The 20,312-nt window shown below is 64.4% G+C and carries 17 protein-coding genes and 2 pseudogenes; 4 read left to right on the top strand and 15 right to left on the bottom strand.

The annotated features are described in order from the left end of the window. Positions 1 to 4: 4 nt before the first annotated feature. Both H5J25_RS06460 and queF read right to left on the bottom strand, forming a co-directional pair. Positions 5 to 2,275, bottom strand: a complete 2,271-nt coding sequence (locus H5J25_RS06460; RefSeq protein WP_202095231.1) for a glycosyltransferase family 4 protein — start codon at positions 2,273 to 2,275, stop codon at positions 5 to 7. Positions 2,276 to 2,431: 156 nt separating this feature from the next. Further along, positions 2,432 to 2,890, bottom strand: coding sequence for a preQ(1) synthase (gene queF / locus H5J25_RS06455; RefSeq protein ID WP_202095230.1), 459 nt, complete (start codon positions 2,888 to 2,890; stop codon positions 2,432 to 2,434). A 169-nt stretch (positions 2,891 to 3,059) separates the two neighbouring features. Between queF and sseA the strand changes: the two genes are divergently transcribed. Beyond that, positions 3,060 to 3,899: a 3-mercaptopyruvate sulfurtransferase gene (gene sseA, locus H5J25_RS06450; protein WP_202095229.1), complete on the top strand. Its 840-nt coding sequence runs from the start codon at positions 3,060 to 3,062 to the stop codon at positions 3,897 to 3,899. Further along, a pseudogene (metC, locus tag H5J25_RS06445) lies at positions 3,896 to 5,091 on the top strand (cystathionine beta-lyase). Before sseA ends, metC begins: the two are co-directional and overlap by 4 nt. 257 nt (positions 5,092 to 5,348) lie before the next feature. Here the strand turns inward: metC and H5J25_RS06440 are convergent. The 8 genes and pseudogenes from H5J25_RS06440 to H5J25_RS06405 form a co-directional block, all read right to left on the bottom strand. Next, positions 5,349 to 5,767 (bottom strand): annotated as a pseudogene (locus tag H5J25_RS06440) (DUF3035 domain-containing protein). After that, positions 5,760 to 6,317 (bottom strand): signal peptidase II, encoded by a 558-nt coding sequence (lspA, locus tag H5J25_RS06435; protein WP_202095228.1) that lies wholly within the window; start codon positions 6,315 to 6,317, stop codon positions 5,760 to 5,762. The pseudogene H5J25_RS06440 and the gene lspA overlap by 8 nt, the downstream one beginning before the upstream one ends. After that, positions 6,314 to 9,229 (bottom strand): isoleucine--tRNA ligase, encoded by a 2,916-nt coding sequence (gene ileS, locus H5J25_RS06430; protein ID WP_202095227.1) that lies wholly within the window; start codon positions 9,227 to 9,229, stop codon positions 6,314 to 6,316. Before ileS ends, lspA begins: the two co-directional genes overlap by 4 nt. Before the next feature lie 68 nt (positions 9,230 to 9,297). Continuing rightward, entirely contained in the window at positions 9,298 to 10,233 is a 936-nt protein-coding gene (locus H5J25_RS06425; protein ID WP_202095226.1) for a bifunctional riboflavin kinase/FAD synthetase, read from the bottom strand. A 63-nt stretch (positions 10,234 to 10,296) separates the two neighbouring features. Further along, positions 10,297 to 11,463, bottom strand: coding sequence for a dipeptidase (locus H5J25_RS06420; RefSeq protein WP_202095225.1), 1,167 nt, complete (start codon positions 11,461 to 11,463; stop codon positions 10,297 to 10,299). 15 nt (positions 11,464 to 11,478) lie between these two features. Next, the gene (locus H5J25_RS06415; protein ID WP_202095224.1) at positions 11,479 to 11,949 is read right to left on the bottom strand and encodes a dihydrofolate reductase; all 471 of its coding nucleotides are present in this window, start codon (positions 11,947 to 11,949) and stop codon (positions 11,479 to 11,481) included. Between the two features lie 46 nt (positions 11,950 to 11,995). Continuing rightward, entirely contained in the window at positions 11,996 to 12,511 is a 516-nt protein-coding gene (locus H5J25_RS06410) for a hemerythrin domain-containing protein (RefSeq protein WP_202095223.1), read from the bottom strand. A 170-nt stretch (positions 12,512 to 12,681) separates the two neighbouring features. Continuing rightward, the gene (locus H5J25_RS06405) at positions 12,682 to 13,665 is read right to left on the bottom strand and encodes an SDR family oxidoreductase (protein ID WP_202095222.1); all 984 of its coding nucleotides are present in this window, start codon (positions 13,663 to 13,665) and stop codon (positions 12,682 to 12,684) included. Between H5J25_RS06405 and H5J25_RS06400 the strand changes: the two genes are divergently transcribed. After that, positions 13,652 to 14,302: a TetR/AcrR family transcriptional regulator gene (locus H5J25_RS06400; RefSeq protein WP_202095221.1), complete on the top strand. Its 651-nt coding sequence runs from the start codon at positions 13,652 to 13,654 to the stop codon at positions 14,300 to 14,302. The genes H5J25_RS06405 and H5J25_RS06400 overlap by 14 nt on opposite strands. Positions 14,303 to 14,332: 30 nt before the next feature. On the opposite strand, the gene chrA is transcribed toward H5J25_RS06400, so the two are convergent. From chrA to thyA, 3 genes are all read right to left on the bottom strand, one after another. After that, positions 14,333 to 15,733, bottom strand: coding sequence for a chromate efflux transporter (gene chrA, locus H5J25_RS06395; RefSeq protein WP_202095220.1), 1,401 nt, complete (start codon positions 15,731 to 15,733; stop codon positions 14,333 to 14,335). Beyond that, on the bottom strand, positions 15,730 to 16,554 hold the full coding sequence (locus H5J25_RS06390; protein WP_202095219.1) for a chromate resistance protein ChrB domain-containing protein: 825 nt from the start codon (positions 16,552 to 16,554) through the stop codon (positions 15,730 to 15,732). Before H5J25_RS06390 ends, chrA begins: the two co-directional genes overlap by 4 nt. A gap of 165 nt (positions 16,555 to 16,719) precedes the next feature. Beyond that, the gene (thyA, locus tag H5J25_RS06385; protein ID WP_202095218.1) at positions 16,720 to 17,616 is read right to left on the bottom strand and encodes a thymidylate synthase; all 897 of its coding nucleotides are present in this window, start codon (positions 17,614 to 17,616) and stop codon (positions 16,720 to 16,722) included. A gap of 158 nt (positions 17,617 to 17,774) precedes the next feature. Between thyA and H5J25_RS06380 the strand changes: the two genes are divergently transcribed. Beyond that, entirely contained in the window at positions 17,775 to 18,140 is a 366-nt protein-coding gene (locus H5J25_RS06380; RefSeq protein ID WP_225883393.1) for a JAB domain-containing protein, read from the top strand. A gap of 310 nt (positions 18,141 to 18,450) precedes the next feature. Here H5J25_RS06380 and H5J25_RS06375 read toward each other — a convergent pair whose 3' ends face one another. Together H5J25_RS06375 and prfB are read right to left on the bottom strand one after the other, a co-directional pair. Further along, on the bottom strand, positions 18,451 to 19,152 hold the full coding sequence (locus H5J25_RS06375) for a class I SAM-dependent methyltransferase (protein WP_202096067.1): 702 nt from the start codon (positions 19,150 to 19,152) through the stop codon (positions 18,451 to 18,453). Positions 19,153 to 19,178: 26 nt separating this feature from the next. Next, complete coding sequence (gene prfB, locus H5J25_RS06370; RefSeq protein WP_202095217.1) at positions 19,179 to 20,306, bottom strand: peptide chain release factor 2; 1,128 nt, start codon at positions 20,304 to 20,306, stop codon at positions 19,179 to 19,181. Positions 20,307 to 20,312: the final 6 nt, after the last annotated feature.

Here is a 20,312-nt window from a genome sequence, read left to right as displayed (position 1 = left end):
GAGGCTAGGCGACGGCGCTAGATGGTCCTGCCACGCTTTCGACGCGCTTTGAAAGCCCAGAAATGGCGCAAGAGGCCAATTGCAGCGCCAGAATCGACTCGGCGCCCTGATTCCGGTTCAAACCGGTCGGCATCAGGCCGTCGAAACAGCCCCCGTCCGACATGGTCGCCAGCGGCATGTCGAGATCGTTCTGTCCGAGATACCAGAGATAGGCCCGGTTCGCTTCATCGAACCAACGTACGTCGGCGGTCGCATCATAGGCCGCGACGCACGCATCCACGGTCGCCTGCGCTTCCAGCGGCTGCTGGTCGAAGGGCAAGGGATCCGCATAGACGCGGCCGAAGCTTTCCGTACCGACCGCGCGGAAGCGTCCCTCGGGCGAAGTCTGCTTGGCGATGATCCAGTCGAGCGTGTCCAGGCCCGACTTGACCAGGTCGGCGCGCTTCAACGCCGTGCCGGCGCGGATCATCGCTTCCGGCAGACGGGCATTGTCGTAGGCCAGGACGATTTCGAACCATTCCCATTCCGGACGGCGCGCTTCCGCAAGCAGGGCGAGCAGTTCGTCGGAGAAACGGGCGAGGATCTGTTGCGCCATGACGTGGCCCGGATGCGCATCGAGAACAGCGGCGGCGCCGAGCATGCAAAAAGCGTGCGCGCGGGGGCTGCCGAGATCGAGCGCGAGCGATGCCGTCATGTCGAACATCGACATCGCCCAATCGCGATGCTTCGCCTGCTTCGCATCGCGGGCCGTAACGCCGAGCGACCAGAGCGTGCGGCCGTTCGAATCCTCCGACCCGAACTCCTCGCACCATGTGCGGTCGAAATTCATGAAATTGCGGAAGCGGCGCACGTCCGGGTTCCACGCATATTGGATGAACGACTGATAGATCGTCATCCACTTGTCGCGCGTCACTTCGTCGAGATCGTCCATCCGCGTGAGCAGCATCAGCGCTCGGACGTTGTCATCGATGCAATATCCGTGACGGCGGTCGGGGATGGAATAGATCGAATGCTGCAACATACCGGTCGAATCGCTCATGCGTTCAACCGCGGAAAAATCCGGCTTCAGGACCGCGACGGTGTTGCTCTTGGGCAGACGGCGCGGTTTGGACGCGATCATCCCGACGATCTCGCGCATCGCGGTTTCGACGAGAACGGGCCAGATCATCGTCCGGCCGCGATCATACGCACGCTGCGACAGACGCTGGCGGTTGCGATCACTTCCGAGCAACAGATTGATCTCACGGGCGAATGCCGCGCTGTCGCCGAAATCGACCAGCACACCGTGCCCGTCCGCGAGAATTTCGGTCGCGTGGACGTACGGCGTCGATACCACCGCCTTGCCGACGCCGACGGCGTAGCTGAGCGTGCCCGACGTGATCTGAGCCGGGTTGTTATAGGGTGTCGCGTAGATGTCCGCGCCCTGCAGATAATCGATCAGTTCCTCATGCTCGAGGAACTGGTCGATGAACTCGACATTCGCGCCGACGCCGAGGTTCGCCGCCAACGTCTTCAGGCGATCACGATACTTCTCGCCCTCATGCGCAACGAGGTTCGGGTGGGTGGCACCGAGCACCGCGTAAAGCACGTCGGGATGTTCTGCGACGATGGCGGGCATTGCCTCGATCAAAGTCTCGATGCCCTTGTTGGGGGCGAGAAGGCCGAACGTCAGGACGACCTTACGGCCTTCCCAGCCGAACTTCGATTTGAGCGTTTCGGGGTCCACCAGTGCACGGTCCGGAACGCCATGCGGGATCATGACGATCAAACGGCCGCTCGCACCATAGACGCGCTCCAGAATCTCGCGACCGCGCTCGGCCATGACGATGACGCGCGATGCCCGGCGCAGCAGGCCCTCCATCACGCGACGCTCATCGGCGCTCGGCTTTTCGAGGATCGTGTGCAGCGTGACGATGACCGGGATCGACACGCGGTCGAGCAGGGAGAGAATGAGCTCCCCCGCCGCACCGCCGAAAATGCCGTATTCGTGCTGAAGCCAGATCGCCTTCGCACCGCTCGCCTCGATCGCGCGGGCGGCGGAAAGATAGGCCGTCCGATCCTTGTCCGGGATGCTCATCGTCACTTCGGAGGGATAGTCGTATCGGCCGGGATGGTCGTCCATCGCATAGACGTCGACCTGCATTTCCGGGAACCGATCCTTCAAGGCGGTGAAGGTATCTGTCGTATATGTTGCAAGGCCGCATTTGCGCGGCAGGAAATTGCCGATCAGTGCGATGTGATCGATGCCGGAACCTACTTCTGTCGCGAGCGCCATCGAATTACCTCAACATGAAATGGGGGCTGGGAGCCCCGACTCTGCCTCCCTCGAACGGCTTCATGAGAATATGGTTGCAATCATGTTGCAGCGCAACGTGCGAATCTCGATAGTTCGCATCGTTGCTGCGATGAAATTTTGAAATATTGATTGAAATCAACCACGTCCCCGGTAGCCGGGAACGTCCTGCGGCGGCAGCCAAAGTCCTTCCGGCGGCATTCCCGATTGCCAGAAGACGTCGATGGGAATGCCCCCGCGCGGATACCAGTATCCGCCGATCCGCAACCATAGAGGTTGCATCTCGGAAAAGAGGCGTTCGCCTATTCCGACGGTGCAATCCTCGTGAAATGCCTGGTGGTTTCGGAAGCTGCCAAGGAACAGCTTGAGCGACTTGGATTCGACGATCGTTGCTGCAGGTGCGTAATCGATCACGAGATGCGCAAAATCGGGTTGTGCGGTGACCGGGCATAGCGACGTGAATTCGGGCGCGGTGAAGCGCACGAGATAGGGCCGTCCGGTCCGCGGATTGGGGACGTAATCGAGGATCGCTTCCTCGGGCGATGCGGGGAGCGCGCTGGTCTTGCCCAGATGGGCCATTGTGTCTGGAACGGTCATGCGCGCCTATCTAGGAAATGCGGCGCATAATTGGAACCGACGCCGGACCGACGCGCCCGGTCGGCTCCAGTCGCGGCAGTGCCCGAGCCCGATCTTCCGCCGACGCCCTCACTCGACGGGACGTGCGGCACTGGCTAGGGAAGGCGGGAACGGAATTTGGAGAGACGGCATGGACTCGCTGGTAACGACGGAATGGCTGGCAGGCGAATTGGGCGCAAACGACCTGCGCGTCGTGGACGCGACGTATTTCGCCGGCTTCGGGGACCGCGATGCCGCGGCCGAATATGAGAAGGCGCATATTCCAGGCGCGGTGTTCATGGATCTGGGCGAGATCGCCGATACGTCGAGCGATCTGCCGTCGATGCTGCCCGCCCCCGAAAAGTTCGCCAGCCGCATGCAGTCGCTGGGGCTCGGCGATGGCAGCCGGATCGTGCTGTATGATAACTCGCCCTATCACACGGCGGCGCGCGCCTGGTTCATGCTCCGCACATTCGGCGCGCACGATGTCGCGATCCTGGATGGCGGCTTCGCGAAATGGCAGGCCGAGGGGCGCGACGTCGCCAGCGGCAAGGAGCAGCTGCGCCACCGCCACTTCACCGTCTGGGCCGACGACAAGGGCGTCCGCACCAAGGACCAGCTGAAGGCGAATATTGACAGCAAGGCGGAGCAGGTGGTCGATGCCCGTTCCGCTGCCCGCTTCACCGGCGAGGAACCCGATCCGCGCCCCGCGACGCATGCCGGCCACATTCCGGGTTCGAAGAACCTGCCGGTCGGCCAGTTGTTCAACGATGACGGCACGTACAAGACGGGCGACGCATTGAAGGCGGAATTCGAGGGCGCGGGGATCGACGTCGCCAAGCCGCTCGTCACGACCTGCGGTTCGGGCATCACCGCGTCGGTGCTGGCGTTCGGCGCGCACCTGCTCGGCAACGAAGCCGCCGTCTATGACGGTAGCTGGTCCGAATGGGGCGCCGCGAGCGACACGCCGAAGGCTACCGGCGCGGCGTGAGCCGCGATAGCGACCGGCCCGTCAGCGACGCGACACGCGTCGTATCGGCGGGCCGGCGTCCGGAATGGACGCAGGGGATTGTCAGCCCGCCGGTATGGCGCGCCTCGACGATCCTGTATGACGATGTGGCGAGCCTGCGCGAGCGCGGCTCGAACACGCATCACCGTCTGTTTTACGGCCGCAAGGGCACGCCGACGCAGTGGGCGCTCGCCGATCCGCTGACCGAACTGGAACCGGGGGCTGAGGGCACGTTCCTCTATTGCTCGGGCGTGGCGGCGGTGGCGGCGGCATTGCTGTCCGTCCTGTCGCCCGGCGACGAATTACTGCTGCCCGACAGCGCCTATGATCCGACGCGCGGTCTAGCGCTCGGACTGCTCAAGCGGATGGGCATCCGGACGCGGTTTTACGACCCGATGATCGGCGCGGGCATTGCCGACTTGATCGGCGACCAGACCAGGGCGATCCTGCTGGAAAGCCCCGGCAGCCTGACGTTCGAGGTGCAGGACGTGCCCGCGATCGTCGCCGCCGCGAAGGCCCGCGGCGTCACCACGCTGATCGACAATACCTGGGCCACCCCCTGCTGTTCTCGGCAATCGCGTCGGGCGTCGACCTGACGATCCTTGCCTGCACCAAATATGTCGTCGGGCATTCGGACGTGATGCTGGGCTCCGTCACCGCGGCACCCGGCCATTTCGGACGCCTGCAGGATACCAGCTTCCAACTCGGGCAGGTCGCGAGTCCGGACGATTGCTGGCTGGGATCGCGCGGCTTGCGCACGATGTCGGTGCGGTTGAAGCAGCACGAGGCGAGCGCGCTGAAGATCGCTCGCTGGCTGGCGGAACAGCCGCAGGTCTCGACCGTGTTGCATCCCGCTTTGCCCTCCTGCCCCGGCCACGAGTTTTTCGTGCGCGATTTCAAGGGATCGTCGGGGCTGTTCTCGTTCGTGCTGAATGGCGGCGGAGAGGCCGAGCGCGCGGCGTTGATCGACGGGCTGGCGCTGTTCGGCATCGGCTATAGCTGGGGCGGATTCGAAAGCCTTGCGCTACCGGTCGATCCGCAACGGTATCGCAGCGTCACGCGGCGGACCGATGCTGGGCCGATCGTTCGTTTACAGATCGGGCTGGAAGATCCGGACGACCTGATCGCGGATCTGGCGGCCGGACTGGAAAGGTTCGGGGCTGCCCTTGGGTAAGGCTTGCGACCTTCGGACGGTGCTACTCACATACATCCGTTCGTTTCGAGCGTAGTCGAGAAACTCGGGGTGGCCCGTTAGCCGGTTTCTCGACTTCGCTCGAAACGAACGGGTGGGTGAGTAGGGCCGTGTCAGAAACTCGGGCGACATCGGACGCCTGAGGCCATTCCAACCCAACGAAAAAGGGGCCGCCTCGCCGGCAGCCCCTCTACACATTTGGGTAGCCGAACAGACCGGAGCCAGTCCGCCCGAACCGTTCAGTTCTTCGGCGTCGCGCTTGCCCGCGCATCCTGTCCGTCGCCTTCCGGCGCGGCGACGATGTCGCGCGTGGTGCCGGCCTTATCGACGACGACGGTGCCCGGATCGCCGGCGTCGGAACGGATACCGTCCGCAGTCGCATCGCCGCCGGCCGCATCGACGACTGCGGTTTCGGACGCGCTACGCGCCGAGGTGCCGCCGAACAGCGCGTCGAGCGCCTGCGCGTTGGGGTTGCCGGCCGTCGTCGCCGCCGCGCCGGGCGTGGGGGGACGAGCGAGAAATCGGGCGGGATGACCAGCGGGGCCTGACGCGCGACGGCGAATTCGTCCGGGCGTGCGCGGTCATAGCCACGCTTGCCGCAGGCGGAGAGCGATGCGACCAGCGCGAGGCCAGTGGCGACGATAACGAATTTACGCATTAGAATTCTCCACTGGCGCCTTGCCGGCGTCCTGCACGTCGCTTGAATTGGTCTTGTCTGTATCGCGGATCAGAAGCGCGCGCACCAGCAAGATGATGACGCCGATCGTAATCGCGGCGTCGGCAAGATTGAAGACCAGAAATGGTCGCCAGTTCCCGATGTGGAAATCCGCGAAATCGACGACGTAGCCGAACCTGATCCGGTCGAGGATATTGCCCAGCGCGCCGCCCAGAACCAAGCCCAGCGCCATCTGATCGTAGCGGTTGCGTTCGCGCGTCATCCAGATCGCGACACCGATCGCGATCACCGCGGTCAGCGCGACCAAGGCCCAGCGCGTCGTATCGCTGTTCGCCTGAAGGAGCCCGAGCGAGATGCCGATGTTCGGCACAAAACGCAGGTCGAAGAAGGACACGATCTCGCGATACTGGCCGAGCCGGTCGATGCCGAGCGGCCCGACGACGATCGCCTTCGACACCTGATCCGCGACGAACAGCGACACGGCGGCGATCACGCCGGCTTTCGGCATCCCGTTTTGTGGCAGGCCGCTCATGCGACGACTTTCGTGCAGCGATCGCAGAGCAAGCCGTCTGTATCCACCTCGGGAAGGTGGCGCCAGCAGCGGCCGCATTTGTGATAGTCGGTCGGGGTCACGCCGATGCCATCGGCGGTCGAGACTTTCGCGACGATGAACAGTTCGGCCAATGCTTCCTCGGACAGGATCGCATTCGGCACGGTCACTTCCGCCTCGAGGCTGGAGCGGACGCGCTTTTCGCGGCGGAGCGGCTCGATCGCTTCCGTCACCTGGACACGCAAGGCACGGACGTCGCTCCACTGCGTCGACACGGCATCGTCGCCCGGTAGCGCGGGCAGTTCCGGCCATTCGAGATAATGCACCGATCCGTCCTCGCTCGGAAAGCGCGCCTGCCACGTTTCCTCGGCGGTGAAGCAGAGGATGGGCGCGGCGTAGCGGACCAGTGCGTGGAACAGGATGTCCAGCACCGTGCGATACGAGCGGCGTTTGATGTCGTCCGGCGCGTCGCAATAGAGCGAATCCTTGCGGATATCGAAGAAGAAGGCCGACAGGTCCTCCTGCGCGAAATCGGTCAGCAAGCGCAGGTAGCGATTGAACTCGTATCCGGTCGCCGCCGCACGCAGTTCGACGTCGATCATGCCCAGCCGGTGGAGAACGTATTTCTCCAGATCGAGCATATGCTTCACCGCGACCTTTTCGGCATCGGTAAAGCCGTCCAGCGCGCCGAGCAGATAGCGGAACGTGTTGCGCAGCTTGCGATACGCATCGCCCGCCGTGCCAAGCACTTCCTTGCCGATCTTCACGTCGTCGAAATAATCGGTCGACGCGACCCACATGCGCAGGATGTCGGCACCCGATTCCTGGATGATCTTGAGCGGATCGACCACGTTGCCGAGAGATTTGGACATCTTGCGCCCCTGCCCGTCCAGCGCGAAACCGTGCGTCAGGACCGCGTCATACGGTGCCCGCCCGCGCGTTCCGGACGATTCGAGCAATGACGACTGGAACCAGCCGCGATGCTGGTCGGACCCTTCGAGATACAGGTTGGCGCGGACGCCCTCGCCGTAGCGCGCCTCGATCACGAAGGCATGCGTCGATCCGCTGTCGAACCAGACGTCGAGAATGTCGTTGATCACCTCATACTCGGCGAGATCATAATCGGCACCGAGCAACTGCTGGTGATCGGCGGCGAACCACGCGTCTGCGCCGCCGGCCCTGAATGCGTCGAGAATGCGCGCGTTCACCGCAGGATCGTTCAGATATTCGCCCGTCGCGCGATTGACGTACAATGCGATCGGCACGCCCCAGGCGCGCTGGCGGCTGATCACCCAATCCGGGCGCCCCTCGACCATCGCGCGGATGCGGTTTTCGCTGCGCGCCGGGACCCAGCGCGTGCGGGCGATCGCGTCGAGCGCGACCTCTCGTAACGTCGCGCCGTTGCCGGGGCCGGTATCCTCGAAGGCCGGAACATCGACGTTCGTCGGCGATCCCTCTGGACCGGACAGGGCCGCGCCGGGCAGCGCCTGACCGGTACCGGCCGTATCGCGGTCCATGGGGATGAACCATTGCGGCGTGGCGCGGAAGATGACCTTCGCCTTGGACCGCCAGCTGTGCGGATAGGAATGCGGGAAATCGTCGCTGGCCGCGAGCAACGCGCCCTTCGCGCGCAGGTCCGTGCAGATCGGGCCATCCGCAGCCACGAACTTCTTGTTGATCACGCTGCCCTGACCGCCGAGCCACGCCCAGTCGGCGCGGTACATGCCAGCGCCGTCGACCGCGAAGACCGGATCGATGCCATATCGCTTGCACAGCAGGAAGTCGTCCTCGCCGTGGTCAGGCGCCATGTGAACGAGGCCGGTGCCGGCGTCGGTCGTGACGAAATCGCCCGGCAGGAACGGGCGCGGCTTCTCAAAGAAGCCGCCGAGTTCGTGCATCGGGTGACGGGCGGTCGCACCTTCGAGTTGCGAACCCTTGCCCCGCCATGTCACGTTTTCAATGCTTGAAAACTCTTCGTCGCCGAACAGCGGCAGACCCAACGGACTGTTGGCTCGCAGACGAGCAAGAAACGGACGCCACAACTCCGGGCTGATTAAGTATCTGCCCCGGCTTCCACTCTCGAAGCGAACTTCGACAACAGCGTATTCAATATCCGGCCCATAACTCAGCGCCTGATTGACCGGAATCGTCCACGGCGTCGTAGTCCAGATCACCGCATGCGCGCCGACCAGTTCGGGCGCGTTCGGCGCGTCCGTGATCTCGAACGCGACGTCGATCTGCGTCGATACGACGTCCTCATATTCGACCTCTGCCTCGGCCAAAGCGGTCTTCTCGACCGGGGACCACATCACGGGCTTCGCGCCGCGATACAGTTGGCCGCTTTCGGCGAACTTGAGTAGTTCGCCAACGATCGATGCCTCGGCGTCGTATTTCATCGTCAGGTAGGGATCGGCCCAGTCGCCCATCACGCCCAGCCGCTGGAACTGTTCGCGCTGCACTGCGACCCATTTCTCGGCATAGGCGCGGCATTCGGCGCGGAACTGCGCGACGGGCATCTCGTCCTTGTTCAGCTTCTTCGCGCGATACGCTTCCTCGACCTTCCATTCGATCGGCAGGCCGTGGCAATCCCAGCCCGGAACGTAAGGCGCATCCTTGCCCATCAACGATTGGCTGCGGACGATGATGTCCTTCAGCACCTTGTTCATCGCATGGCCCATATGGATGTCGCCATTGGCGTAAGGCGGGCCATCATGCAGGATGAAGCGTTCGCGGCCTTTGCGCTGTTCGCGCAGCCGATCGTAAATGCCGAGTGCCGCCCAGCGCGCCAGGATCGCGGGTTCCTTTGCGGCAAGACCCGCCTTCATGGGGAAATCGGTCTTCGGCAGGAAGACGGTGTCGCGCCAATCGGCTTGGCTGTCGGTGCTGTCGGTCATAAGTGCTGCGGCTTTAGCGCGGGATATACCGCGCGTCATCTATTCCGTAACGGTCCGGAAACGCCGTCTTACGCGGCGCCGTCCGTCAGGATCGCGCGCGCGCGGTCGCAATCGGCATCCATCTGGGAGGTCAGCGCGTCCAGCGTATCGAACTTCGCCTCCGGCCGCAGGAATTCGATCAACTCGACCTCGATCTCCTGCCCGTACAGATCCTCCGCAAAGTCGAAGAAATACGGTTCGAGCAATTCCTTGGGCGGGTCGAAGGTCGGGCGAATGCCGAGATTGGCCGCGCCATTCACCACGCGTCCGTCGGGCAGCCGCCCGCGGACCGCATAGATGCCGTAAGCGGGGCGAAGGTACTTGCCCATGTCGACGTTGGCGGTCGGGTATCCGATCGTGCGGCCCAGCTTGTCGCCATGCTGCACCGGTCCGCGAATCGCGAAGGGGCGGGTCAACAGACGCGCCGCCTCGCGCGGGTTGCCGGCGACGAGCGCCTGCCGGACCAATGTCGAGGACACAGCGGTCCCGTCCAAGGTCACGGCGCCGACCGTTTCCGCGGAGAAGCCGAAGTCTGCACCGAATTCGGCAAGCGTTTGGACATTGCCCTGCTTGCCCTTGCCGAAGGTGAAGTCCTCTCCCGTCACCACGCCGCCGACATCCAGGCAGGCGATCAGCCGATCGGTGACGAACTGTTCGGCGGTCAGTTCGGCAAAGGCGGCGTCGAACCCGAACACGACCATCGCATCCGCGCCGGCCGCCGCGAACAGTTCCTGCCGCTGGTCGAGCGTGGTCAGGCGGAACGGCGGGGTATCGGGGCGGAAATAGCGCACGGGATGCGGATCGAACGTCGCGACGATCGCCGGGCGACCCTCGGCCCGCGCACGGTCCACGGCACGACCGACCACCGCCTGATGGCCAAGATGAAATCCGTCGAAATTGCCGAGCGCGACGATGCCGCCTGCGAAATGCGAAGGGACCGCCGCGCTGCCGTCCAGCCGCTGCATAGTCGCGCTATAGGGTGGCGGATTGCGGCGCGCCAGACTCTCCGTACCGGGTACCGTGCTCAGTCAGGGCCGGGGCGCGATCCCGGCGCGGATCACGCGCAGCACGTTGCCGCCCATCACCTTCGCAATGTCGCCGCGCGCAAAACCACGGTCCATCAACGCCTGCGTCACCGCGGCCAGCTTGCTCGTATCACACCCCGTCGTCACCGCGCCGTCGAAATCGGACCCCAGACCGACATGATCGATCCCGCCAACATTGCGGGCATGCGCGATCGCATCGGCGATCTTCGCAGGCGACGTGCCACAGACCGCGCCGTCCCAATAGCCGATACCGACGACTCCGCCGGTCGCCGCGACACCGCGGATCTCGTCGTCGGTCAGGTTGCGGTTGACCTTGCACGTCGCCTGCACGCCGCCGTGGCTGGCGACGACGGGACGCGTTGCGATCTTCAGGATCTCGGCGACTGTTTCGTGGCTGGAATGCGCGATATCGACGATCATCCCGATCTTCTCCATCCGGGCGATCACCTGTCGACCGAGCGGGGTCAGCCCGCCCTTGCGCTCGCCATGCATCGATCCCGCAACTTCGTTGTCGAAGAAATGCGCCATGCCGGCCATGCGGAACCCGGCCTTGTACAGCGTATCGAGATTGGCGAGGTTGCCCTCGATATCCTGCAAGCCCTCGATCGACAGCATACCGCCGGTGATCTTGGCCCCTTTTGCGCGTTCGGCGAGCAATGTGTCGAGGTCGCCGGGCGAACGGATTACACGCAATGCACCGTTCGAGGCGGCGGCGAAGCGATCGAGCTTGGTCGCATGCCACAGGGATCGCTGGAGCAAGGAATTCCAGGTACGGATCGGCTGGAGATCGGCGATTGCGAGGGTGGTGATGTTATCCGTGTCGGCGGAATTCGAGTCGTAATTCTGCCCCTTGGGCGTCTTGGTGACCGAGGAGAATATCTGGAGCGCGACATTGCCGTCCTGCAGCCGCGGCAGATCGACCTGTCCTCGCGTCGATCGTTCCAGCAGGTCGCGCTTCCACAGCAGCGTGTCGGCATGCATGTCGGCAATGTCGAGGCCGAGATGCACCTGCCGTGCCGCCGGGGTGATCTTCAGCGCCACAGGCACGACCTTGTTCATCGATCGCTCGGCAATACCGGGTGCAAAGATCAGGAACGCAGCGAGCGCAACGACGACTAGCGCCACGATACCGTACAGCCACTTCCGCATGCATTCCCCCGTGTGTCAGCCGCGCCCCAGCGTTACGAAGCTGTAAGCGGGCCGATCTCCTTCGGCGGGCATATCCTGCCGTACGACTTCGTGCCAGCCTTCGAACGCGGGGACCAGCGCATCGCCCTCGGGCGTCGCATGTACCTCCGTCACTTCGATACGATCCGCACGATCGAGGAACAGCGCATAGACTTCCGCGCCGCCAATCACGCTGACATCCCCCCTCCCTGCCAGTTCCAGCGCCTCTTCGACGGACTGCGCCGGCTCCGCGCCCGGAGCCGACCAGTCGGAATCGCGCGTGAGCACGATATGCCGCCGTCCGGGCAGCGGCGCCGGGAAGCTGTCGAACGTCTTGCGGCCCATGATCATCGGCTTGCCGGCGGTCAGCGCCTTGAAGCGTTTCAAGTCGGCCGGGAGGTGCCAGGGCAGCTTTCCGTCACGACCGATCACACCGTTTTCGGCACGGGCAAGGATGAAGGTTATCATACCGCTTCATGCCCCGGGCGCCGGACGAAGGCGAGCCTTCCGTCGATCAGGCGGCGTGCTTCTTCACATAATCGTCGGGGTCCTTGTCGACGACCTTGACGCCGTTCAGATGCTGCGCCTCGAACGTCGCGAACTGCACGGCCAGCTCATGGCGTTCCTCCAGCGTCGCGTGCTGGCGGAAGTCGGTCAGGCCCTGACGTTCCTCCTCGGCCATATGATCGCTGTTCGCCTTGTTGCATTCGCCGACCGCTGCGAACCATTCCGGCGACCCGACCGGGTGCTTCTGTACCGCCTCGCCGGTATCGCGGATGTCGTTATGATCCTCGATCGCGTCCTCGGTTTCTTCCGCCGCGGAAGGCGCGTCGTTTCCGCCCGTGCCGATCTTCATCAGACGCGGGTAGAAGAAGCGTTCCTCCGCCTCCGCATGCGAATCCAGCAGGTTCTTCAGGCGACCCCAGATGGCGGTGAGCGCCTCGACATTTTTTGGATCGATGCTGTCGATCTGCGCGAACAGGCTGCGCTGCTGGGCGTGTTCGTCCAGGATGAGTTGGGTGATGTCCATGATTGCCCTTCCGTAACGGTTCGGGCGGTCAACCGCGAGTGATGTCGCACGGTTCCTATTGCGATCTCGCTTTCGTTTCGCAGGGGCCAGGAAGCGTGGCAGTGGCAAAGGGGCGTAGATCGCAAGTTGCGGCCCGGCGGGAGCAGGTCCCCCGCCGGACCGCCGCAGGTTCAGATCATCGCTTCCATGCCCATGGCGGTGAGAACGCCATTCTGGATCGGCGCGACGGCGGCGTTGATCTGCTCCACGCCGAAGTCCATTCCATCCGGCATCACTACGGTGCGCAGCGGCCGGCGATCCGTCGCATCGACCAACGTGGCAATCGCGTCGGCAACCAGTTGCGGGCGCGGCGGGTTAGCGGGATCGAACTGCTGGTCCGAATGTTCGCGAATCTGCCCGGGGACGGCGGCCACGTCGCCATAGGCTTCGAGCACTTTTGCATCCGATGGCTGCGGGCTGGACGAGATCAGGTTGCTCGGGAACGGACCCGGCTCGACGATCACGGAGTCGATGCCGAAGCTACGCAGTTCGTAGCGGTAGGTTTCAGCTAGCGCCTCCAGCGCGAACTTGCTGGCCGCATAGACACCGAAGAACGGGACCGTGAAGCGCCCCATCAGCGACGTCACCTGCACCAGCAACCCGCTGCCCGCGGCGCGCATGTAGGGCAGGACGGCGCGATCTGTACGGACGGCGCCGAATACGTTGACCGCGAACAGGCGTTCGACGTCCGCGACCGTATACGCTTCCGTCACGCCGATCGGCATCAAACCGGCATTGTTGACCAATACATCGATCCGACCGTGCTGCGCGATGACGGCATTGATGGCCGACTGTACCGACGCGTCGTCCGCGACGTCCATTTCCAGCACATGCAACGGATTGCCGTCCGCCTTCGCGGTGTCGAGCAACTCGTCGCAAATCGCGCTGTTCCGTCCGTCGGCATCCCGCATCGTCGCCACGACGGTATGTCCGCGTCGTGCGAGTTCCAGCACCGTAAGCTTTCCGAAGCCGCTGCTCGCGCCGGTTACGACCACCACTTTGTTGCTCATGTGGACTTTCCGTTCATTCGTTGAAGAATGACGACGGAGTAGACAGACCTGTCTACTCTTGCAATAGCAATCGTCGGAAGGCTCGGGCGGCGTGCGTTGCGTCACCCGAGCGATGCGGAGTAGACAGCGCGACATGCAGGACTTGATCGATTTGGAGGCCCCGCCGCTCGCGACGCTGCCGGCCCGCGAGCGCATACTGAGGACCGCGTCCGACCTGTTCTATCGGTACAGCGTCCACACGATCGGCATCGACCGGATCATCGCCGAAAGCGGCGTCGCGAAGATGACGTTCTACAAATACTTTCCATCGAAAGCGCAGCTGGTCGCCGATTATCTGCGACATAAGACGGTCGGCTGGCTGGGTATGCTTGCCGCCGCGGCGGACCAGCCCGGTCTTTCGCCCATCGCGAGGGTCGAGGCCATTTTCGATGCCCTGGACGGGCCGTTCCGGACGCCACCGTTTCGCGGCTGTCCCTTCGTAAAAGGGCTTGCCGAGTTCGGCCCCGAGGCGGATTCTCCGGACGTGAAAGCGACGATCGCGACGTATTTCGAAAAGTTGCACGCGCTCGTCGCCGGGGTGATCGCTCCGTTAAGTTTGGCCGAACCGGAGAAAGCGGTGTTGCAGGTCCTGACGCTGGTAAACGGATCGATCGTGTTGGCGCAGGCGACGGCGGACCCGGGGATCGCCAGTGCCTGCAAGGACGCGGCCAGGACCTTGCTCGAGGCGGCACCGAAACGGTAGGACGAAGGCCGTTGGCCGGATTTCCCTCGTTCAGCCGAGCGCGCCGGCGAAATACAATATCGCGCCTGCTGCCGATGCGCCGAGCAACGTCACGATAACGTTCGCGCGCAGGACGAACACCGCGATCACCGCTCCGAACGCCAGTATCCCCGCCCACGGATCGATAGTGGACAGGACCGGCGCGTCGAAGCGGATCGGCCCGATCGCCAGCGCGCTGGTCTGGCGAAACAGCGTGTGGAGCGCGAACCAGACCGCGAGGTTGAGCACGACGCCGACGACCGCCGCCGTGATTGCGGAAAGCGTAGCGGCGACAGCTAAGTTATTGCGGAGGCGTTCGATTATGGGGGCGCCAAGGAAGATCCAAAGGAAGCAGGGTGTGAAGGTGACCCAGGTTGCGAGCAGGCCGCCGAGAGTGGCGGCGAGCAAGGGGGACATGCCGCCGGGGTCGCGGTAAGCACCGAGAAAGCCGACGAATTGTAGCACCATGATCAGCGGCCCGGGCGTCGTTTCCGCCATGCCGAGACCGTCAAGCATCTCACGCGGGGCGAGCCATCCGTACTGCTCGACCGCTTGCTGAGCGACATATGCAAGCACCGCATATGCACCCCCGAACGTCACCATCGCCATCGTAGAGAAGAAGGTCGCGATGCGGCTGAAGACATGGTCGGGACCGAGCGCGATCAGCAGGGCGGCGACCGGCACAAGCCACAAGGCGAGCCAGACCAGCGCGGTCCGCACTGTCTCTCGCCAGCCGGGCCGGGCATGTGCCGGCAGGTCCTCGCCCAGCAGCGTGTCGGTATCGGCGACGCCCCCGCCCTTTGCTCCGCCATGTCCACCGCCGCGAAAGGCCGCATATCCCATGCGACCCGACCACCAGCCGATCAGGCCGGCACCAAGGACGATCAACGGGAAAGGCGCGCCGAGGAAGAAGATGAGGACGAACGCCGCCGCCGCAAGCAGTCGTGCGGGCGTGGTGGTGAGCGCGCGGCCGCCGATCCGCACTACCGCCTGCAGCACGATCGCGAGCACGGCGGCTTTAAGGCCGAAGAACAATGCGGAGACGATGCCGACGCGGCCATACAGCACGTACACCCAACTGAGCGCCATGATCGAAACCACGCCGGGAACGATGAACAGCACGCCGGCGACGATGCCGCCCCTGGTTCGATGGATCAGCCAGCCGATATAGGTGGCGAGTTGCTGCGCCTCGGGGCCGGGCAAGAGCATGCAATAGTTGAGCGCGTGCAGGAATCGCTGTTCGCCGATCCAGCGTTTCTCATCGACCAGGATCCGGTGCATCACGGCGATCTGTCCGGCCGGCCCGCCGAACGACAGCAAAGCGATGCGCAACCACACCCAGAAAGCCTGGCCGAGCGTGACCGGTTCGGGCCGCGAAGCAGCGACGGCCGGTGCGATCGTCGCGGCGGTCATGCGGACACCTTTGCGCGCGGCGGCTGATGCGAGGTCCAGTTGTGCGTTTCGCCCTGCGCATCGCGGCACCATCGGTACAGCGCATCATAGATCGCCATGCCGGCGTCGAGCTGGGCATGATCGTCGCCATGCAATCGCGACAGGCCGAGCGAGATCGCCAACAGGCCGGCCGCTTCGGGCGCGACGTCCAGCCGGTCCGTGTCCGCCCCGCGCACGATTGCAGCAAGGCGGACCAGCGGCTCATGCGTTGCCAGGCCGAACGCATCGACCATGACGTCGAACGTGCAAAGATCGCCACGATGGCTCCAGAACACGCCGTCGTCGGCAATGTCGAACGGTTCGGCATCCCGTTGCCGCGCGACCGCCAGCACCTCGCCCGGCGGGACGAACAGGAAGCGCGCGTCGGGATCGACGAAGCGGCGGATCAGCCACGGACAGGCGATCCGATCGACCTTGGGCCGCGCCCGCGTTACCCACCACGTTCGGCCATCGTCATGCCGTGCCGGTAGATGCTCCAGCGACATCGTCGGGAGCCCAGCCGCCGTCCAGCCGGAAAAGCCGCCGACCAGTATCTCCGCGGCGCGCCCGTCACTGCGCAGGATCGCAGCGGTCGCGACCGCCTGCGCCCCGCCGTCGTGATCGACGACCACGATCGACCGGTCGGGGTGCGTTGCCCATCCCGCCGGTAGACCCGAGGCAGCGAAGCGCGATGCGGGGATCGCCGTCTCGCTTTCACCACGCAGATCGAGGATGCGCGGCGCATCGGGCGCGGCCAGAAGGCGGGCGAGTTTATCGGGCGTGATGGCGTTCAGAGCAGGCATGGCGCGTCCTTGGCATATCGGGCTGGACGCGATTCTTCGGCTGACGCCTCGTGGGGAGATCGCGGTCCCCATGGCGATAATCAGCCACGATCGGAACGGCGTGTCAATATTCGTCCGTCTGCGGTCGAAGAGGCGCGAGCGGCCGCCGCAACGGACGCTTCGATATCAGACGGCGACGTCCGCCTTGATCGCGGGATGCGGGTCGTATCCCTCCACCACGAAATCGCCGATGCGATAATCGTCGATGCTGTCGGCGTGCCTGATCAGGCGCATCGTCGGGAAGGCACGCGGTTCGCGCGATAGCTGTTCGCGCGCCTGATCCAGATGATTGAGGTACAGATGCGCGTCGCCGGCAACCCAGACGAGTTCGCCGGGGGTCAAGCCCGCTTGCTGAGCGAGCATCAGTTGCAGCGCGGTCGCGCCGACGAAGTTGAACGGGGCGCCGAGCAGCAGGTCCACGGATCGCTGGAAGAGCAGGCAATTCAGGCGGCCGTCCGACGTTACGTGATACTGGTAGACCATATGGCAGGGCGGCAGCGCCATCTGACCGAGTTCCGCGACGTTCCAGCCGTGGAATAGCATGCGGCGGCTTGCCGGATTGGTTTTCAGCGTATCGACGAGCGTAGCAATCTGGTCATGTTCGCTGCCGTCGGACCCGAGCCAGCGGCGCCATTGCTTGCCGTAAACGGGGCCGAGATCGCCCCACCGCGCCGCAAAAGCGTCGTCTTCCACGATGCGCTGTTCGAACGTGAGCTGATCAATCTGCTCGCCCGTCTCCCGCCGATAGGTCGCAAGCGGCCAATCGCTCCAGATGCGGACGTCCTCACGAAGGAGCGACTGGATATTGGTGTCGCCGGTCAGGAACCACAGCATCTCCTTGACCGCCGGTTTCCAGTAGACTCGCTTCGTGGTCAGGATCGGCACCTGCCCTTTCGACAGATCGAAGCGGGTCATCGCCCCAAACAGGGACCGCGTACCGACCCCGGTGCGATCGATCCGCTCATCGCCGCGGTCGAGTACATCCGCAACCAGATCGAGATACTGGAATTCCTGAGTCCGCATTCCACGGCTTTGGCATCGGCCGGATGCCGACGCAATCCGGGGATTGCCGGCAGAGGTTAGCGCAGCAATGGACCGGGCTGCGCTTTACCCGCGACACCGGCGTCGCCCAGCCTTGAGTCGTGGCCAGCGCGCACATCATTTCGACGCAAATCCGCCACGTGCGCGATGCCGAAAGCGCCCGCGCGCTGTTCGCGACGATCGCCGCACTGTCGTATGAGATGGTCGCCCTGGCCTATCTTGATCCGGATCGGAGGTTGTTGGGCATGCGGCATGCGTTGCCGGGTGATGAGGCGGCCGCCGAGGTTCCGGTGCGCCTGATCCTGCGCGACGCGCTAGGGATGGATGCGGCGAGCGTCGTGATGGCGCATAATCATCCGGGCGGCGACCCGACCCCTAGCACCGCCGACCGCGCAGTCACGCGCCGGGTGGCGCGCGCGCTGGGCATGGTGGACATTACGCTGATGGATCACATCGTGCTGGCCGCGCAGGGATCGTTCAGCTTTCGCGCGATGGGTTTGTTGTAGGTGGCGTCGGTCGGTTTCGGGCGCGCGAGATGGCTGTCGAAGGGTTGCCCGGCCCGCCCTTCGACAAGCTCAGGACGAACGGGGAGGGGCGACGGCAAAGAAAGACGCCGCGAAAGGAGCGTTGTGTCGGGACCCGCGATGACACGGTGACTCGTCGTCGGAGCGAGCGCATGAGCGTCTTACGCCCGTTCGTGCTGAGCTTGTCGAAGCGCCTGTCCCTTCTTCCCGCCCTTCGACAATCGGAAGGACCGGGGGGTGCCCGTCGCGGTGATGGTGGCGTTAGCGTTGTCGGCACACCACCGCCGCGGCGTCAGGTCGCGACGAGCTTGCAGGGCCGGATCGAGCGGGGATCGGGGCGCTGCCCTTCGACGCGGAACGTGGCCATGTAGCCGCCGGCGGATGGCATGTTCGTGGTATCGACCAGCGCATAACCGACCGCAGCGAATTCGCATTTCAGCAATTCGGGCGGCGTGCCGTGATCCTGCGTGCGGCGATCGGCATCGACCACGACGACTAGCCCGCCGGGACGGAGCGAGGGACGCATGCGCCACAGGAATTCGTAGGGCTGCTCGATCTCATGATACATGTGGACCATGAAGATGCGGTCGAAACTGTTGTCCGGCAGTTTCGGGTTGGACGGTTCGCCCAGGCGCACACTGACATTATCGAGCCGCTCACGGGCGACGCGTTCGGCAAGCGTATCGCGAACACTGGCGACGATATCCTCCGCCAGGACGCGACCGTCCTTGCCGACACGCTGCGCCAGGCGGATCGTGTAATAGCCCTCGCCGGCGCCGATATCCGCCACGGTCATGCCCTTGGTGATGCCGGATTTCGCCATCACCTGCCCCGCTTCGTTGAGGCGATCGCGCGCCTCCTCGGTCGACCAGCGCGACGACACGATATGGGCGACGGGCCGATCGGCGGCCGGGAACGGGCCGACCTTGTCCTTGACGGGCTTGATGACCGGCGCCGCCTCGCACGCCGCGAGCAGCGCCAGCGTAGCCGTCATCCCGAAGGCCGCGAGCCGCCGCACGATCAATCCACGTCCTCGATCTCTACGGCTTCGCCCGTCACCCGCTGCGAAAGGGCCGCGGCCATAAACGCATCCAGATCGCCGTCGAGCACGTCCGACGGTGCGGTGGACGTGACGCCGGTGCGCAGGTCCTTCACCATCTGATACGGTTGCAGGACGTAGCTGCGGATCTGATGCCCCCAGCCGATATCCGTCTTGGAGGCGTTTTCGGCATTGGCGGCCTGTTCACGGATCGCGAGTTCACGTTCGTACAGGCGCGCGCGCAACTGATTATACGCTTCCGCCTTGTTCTTGTGCTGCGACCGCTGGTTCTGGCACTGCACGACGATACCGGTCGGGATGTGCGTGATGCGCACCGCGGAATCGGTGGTGTTGATGTGCTGACCGCCGGCGCCCGACGCGCGATACGTGTCGATGCGCAGGTCGCTTTCGTTATAGTCGACCTCGATATTCTCATCGACCACGGGATAGACCCAGACGGACGCGAACGACGTGTGACGACGCGCCGCGCTGTCATACGGGCTGATGCGAACGAGGCGGTGCACGCCGCTTTCGGTCTTGGCATAGCCGTACGCGTTCTCGCCCTTCAGCAGCAACGTGGCCGATTTAATCCCGGCCTGCTCGCCCGAATGCTGATCGACCAGTTCGACCTTCAGGCCGTGGCGTTCGCCCCAGCGCTGATACATGCGGCTCAGCATTCCGGCCCAGTCCTGGCTTTCCGTGCCGCCAGCACCGGCGTTGATCTCGACATAGGTGTCGTTGCCGTCGGCCTCGCCCGCGAGCAGCGCCTTGACCTTGTCCTTGTCGGCACGCGAGGCAAGTTCGGCGAGCGCGGCGACGCCGTCCGCCTCCATCTCGGTATCGCCTTCGGCCTCCGCCATCTCGATCAGCTCGACCGTATCGCTAAGCTCGCTCTGGATCGCGCGGGTCGCGGTGATCGCCTCGTCCAGGCGACGGCGTTCGCGCATCACTTCCTGCGCGGCCTTCGGATCGCTCCACAGAGCCTGATCCTCGACGCGGGCGTTGAGTTCGTCCAGGCGGCGGAGCGCGCGGTCCCAATCGAGGAAGCGACGCAGCAGCGCCAGCGCCTCGTTGATCGTATCGACATGTGCCTGCGCTTCGGCGCGCATGGGTAT

Origin of the sequence: Sphingomonas aliaeris, assembly GCF_016743815.1 — a bacterium.
GTDB lineage: Bacteria > Pseudomonadota > Alphaproteobacteria > Sphingomonadales > Sphingomonadaceae > Sphingomonas > Sphingomonas aliaeris.
Note: the sequence above shows the minus strand (reverse complement) of the source record. Positions and strands in the feature narration are given on the sequence as shown.

Coding starts and splice junctions, on each gene's coding strand:
- H5J25_RS06460 (WP_202095231.1), bottom strand. CDS start 2,275: ATGGCGCTCGCGACAGAAGTAGGTTCCGGCATCGATCACATCGCACTG.
- queF (WP_202095230.1), bottom strand. CDS start 2,890: ATGACCGTTCCAGACACAATGGCCCATCTGGGCAAGACCAGCGCGCTC.
- sseA (WP_202095229.1), top strand. CDS start 3,060: ATGGACTCGCTGGTAACGACGGAATGGCTGGCAGGCGAATTGGGCGCA.
- lspA (WP_202095228.1), bottom strand. CDS start 6,317: ATGAGCGGCCTGCCACAAAACGGGATGCCGAAAGCCGGCGTGATCGCC.
- ileS (WP_202095227.1), bottom strand. CDS start 9,229: ATGACCGACAGCACCGACAGCCAAGCCGATTGGCGCGACACCGTCTTC.
- H5J25_RS06425 (WP_202095226.1), bottom strand. CDS start 10,233: ATGCAGCGGCTGGACGGCAGCGCGGCGGTCCCTTCGCATTTCGCAGGC.
- H5J25_RS06420 (WP_202095225.1), bottom strand. CDS start 11,463: ATGCGGAAGTGGCTGTACGGTATCGTGGCGCTAGTCGTCGTTGCGCTC.
- H5J25_RS06415 (WP_202095224.1), bottom strand. CDS start 11,949: ATGATAACCTTCATCCTTGCCCGTGCCGAAAACGGTGTGATCGGTCGT.
- H5J25_RS06410 (WP_202095223.1), bottom strand. CDS start 12,511: ATGGACATCACCCAACTCATCCTGGACGAACACGCCCAGCAGCGCAGC.
- chrA (WP_202095220.1), bottom strand. CDS start 15,733: ATGACCGCCGCGACGATCGCACCGGCCGTCGCTGCTTCGCGGCCCGAA.
- H5J25_RS06390 (WP_202095219.1), bottom strand. CDS start 16,554: ATGCCTGCTCTGAACGCCATCACGCCCGATAAACTCGCCCGCCTTCTG.
- thyA (WP_202095218.1), bottom strand. CDS start 17,616: ATGCGGACTCAGGAATTCCAGTATCTCGATCTGGTTGCGGATGTACTC.
- H5J25_RS06375 (WP_202096067.1), bottom strand. CDS start 19,152: ATGACGGCTACGCTGGCGCTGCTCGCGGCGTGCGAGGCGGCGCCGGTC.
- prfB (WP_202095217.1), bottom strand. CDS start 20,306: ATGCGCGCCGAAGCGCAGGCACATGTCGATACGATCAACGAGGCGCTG.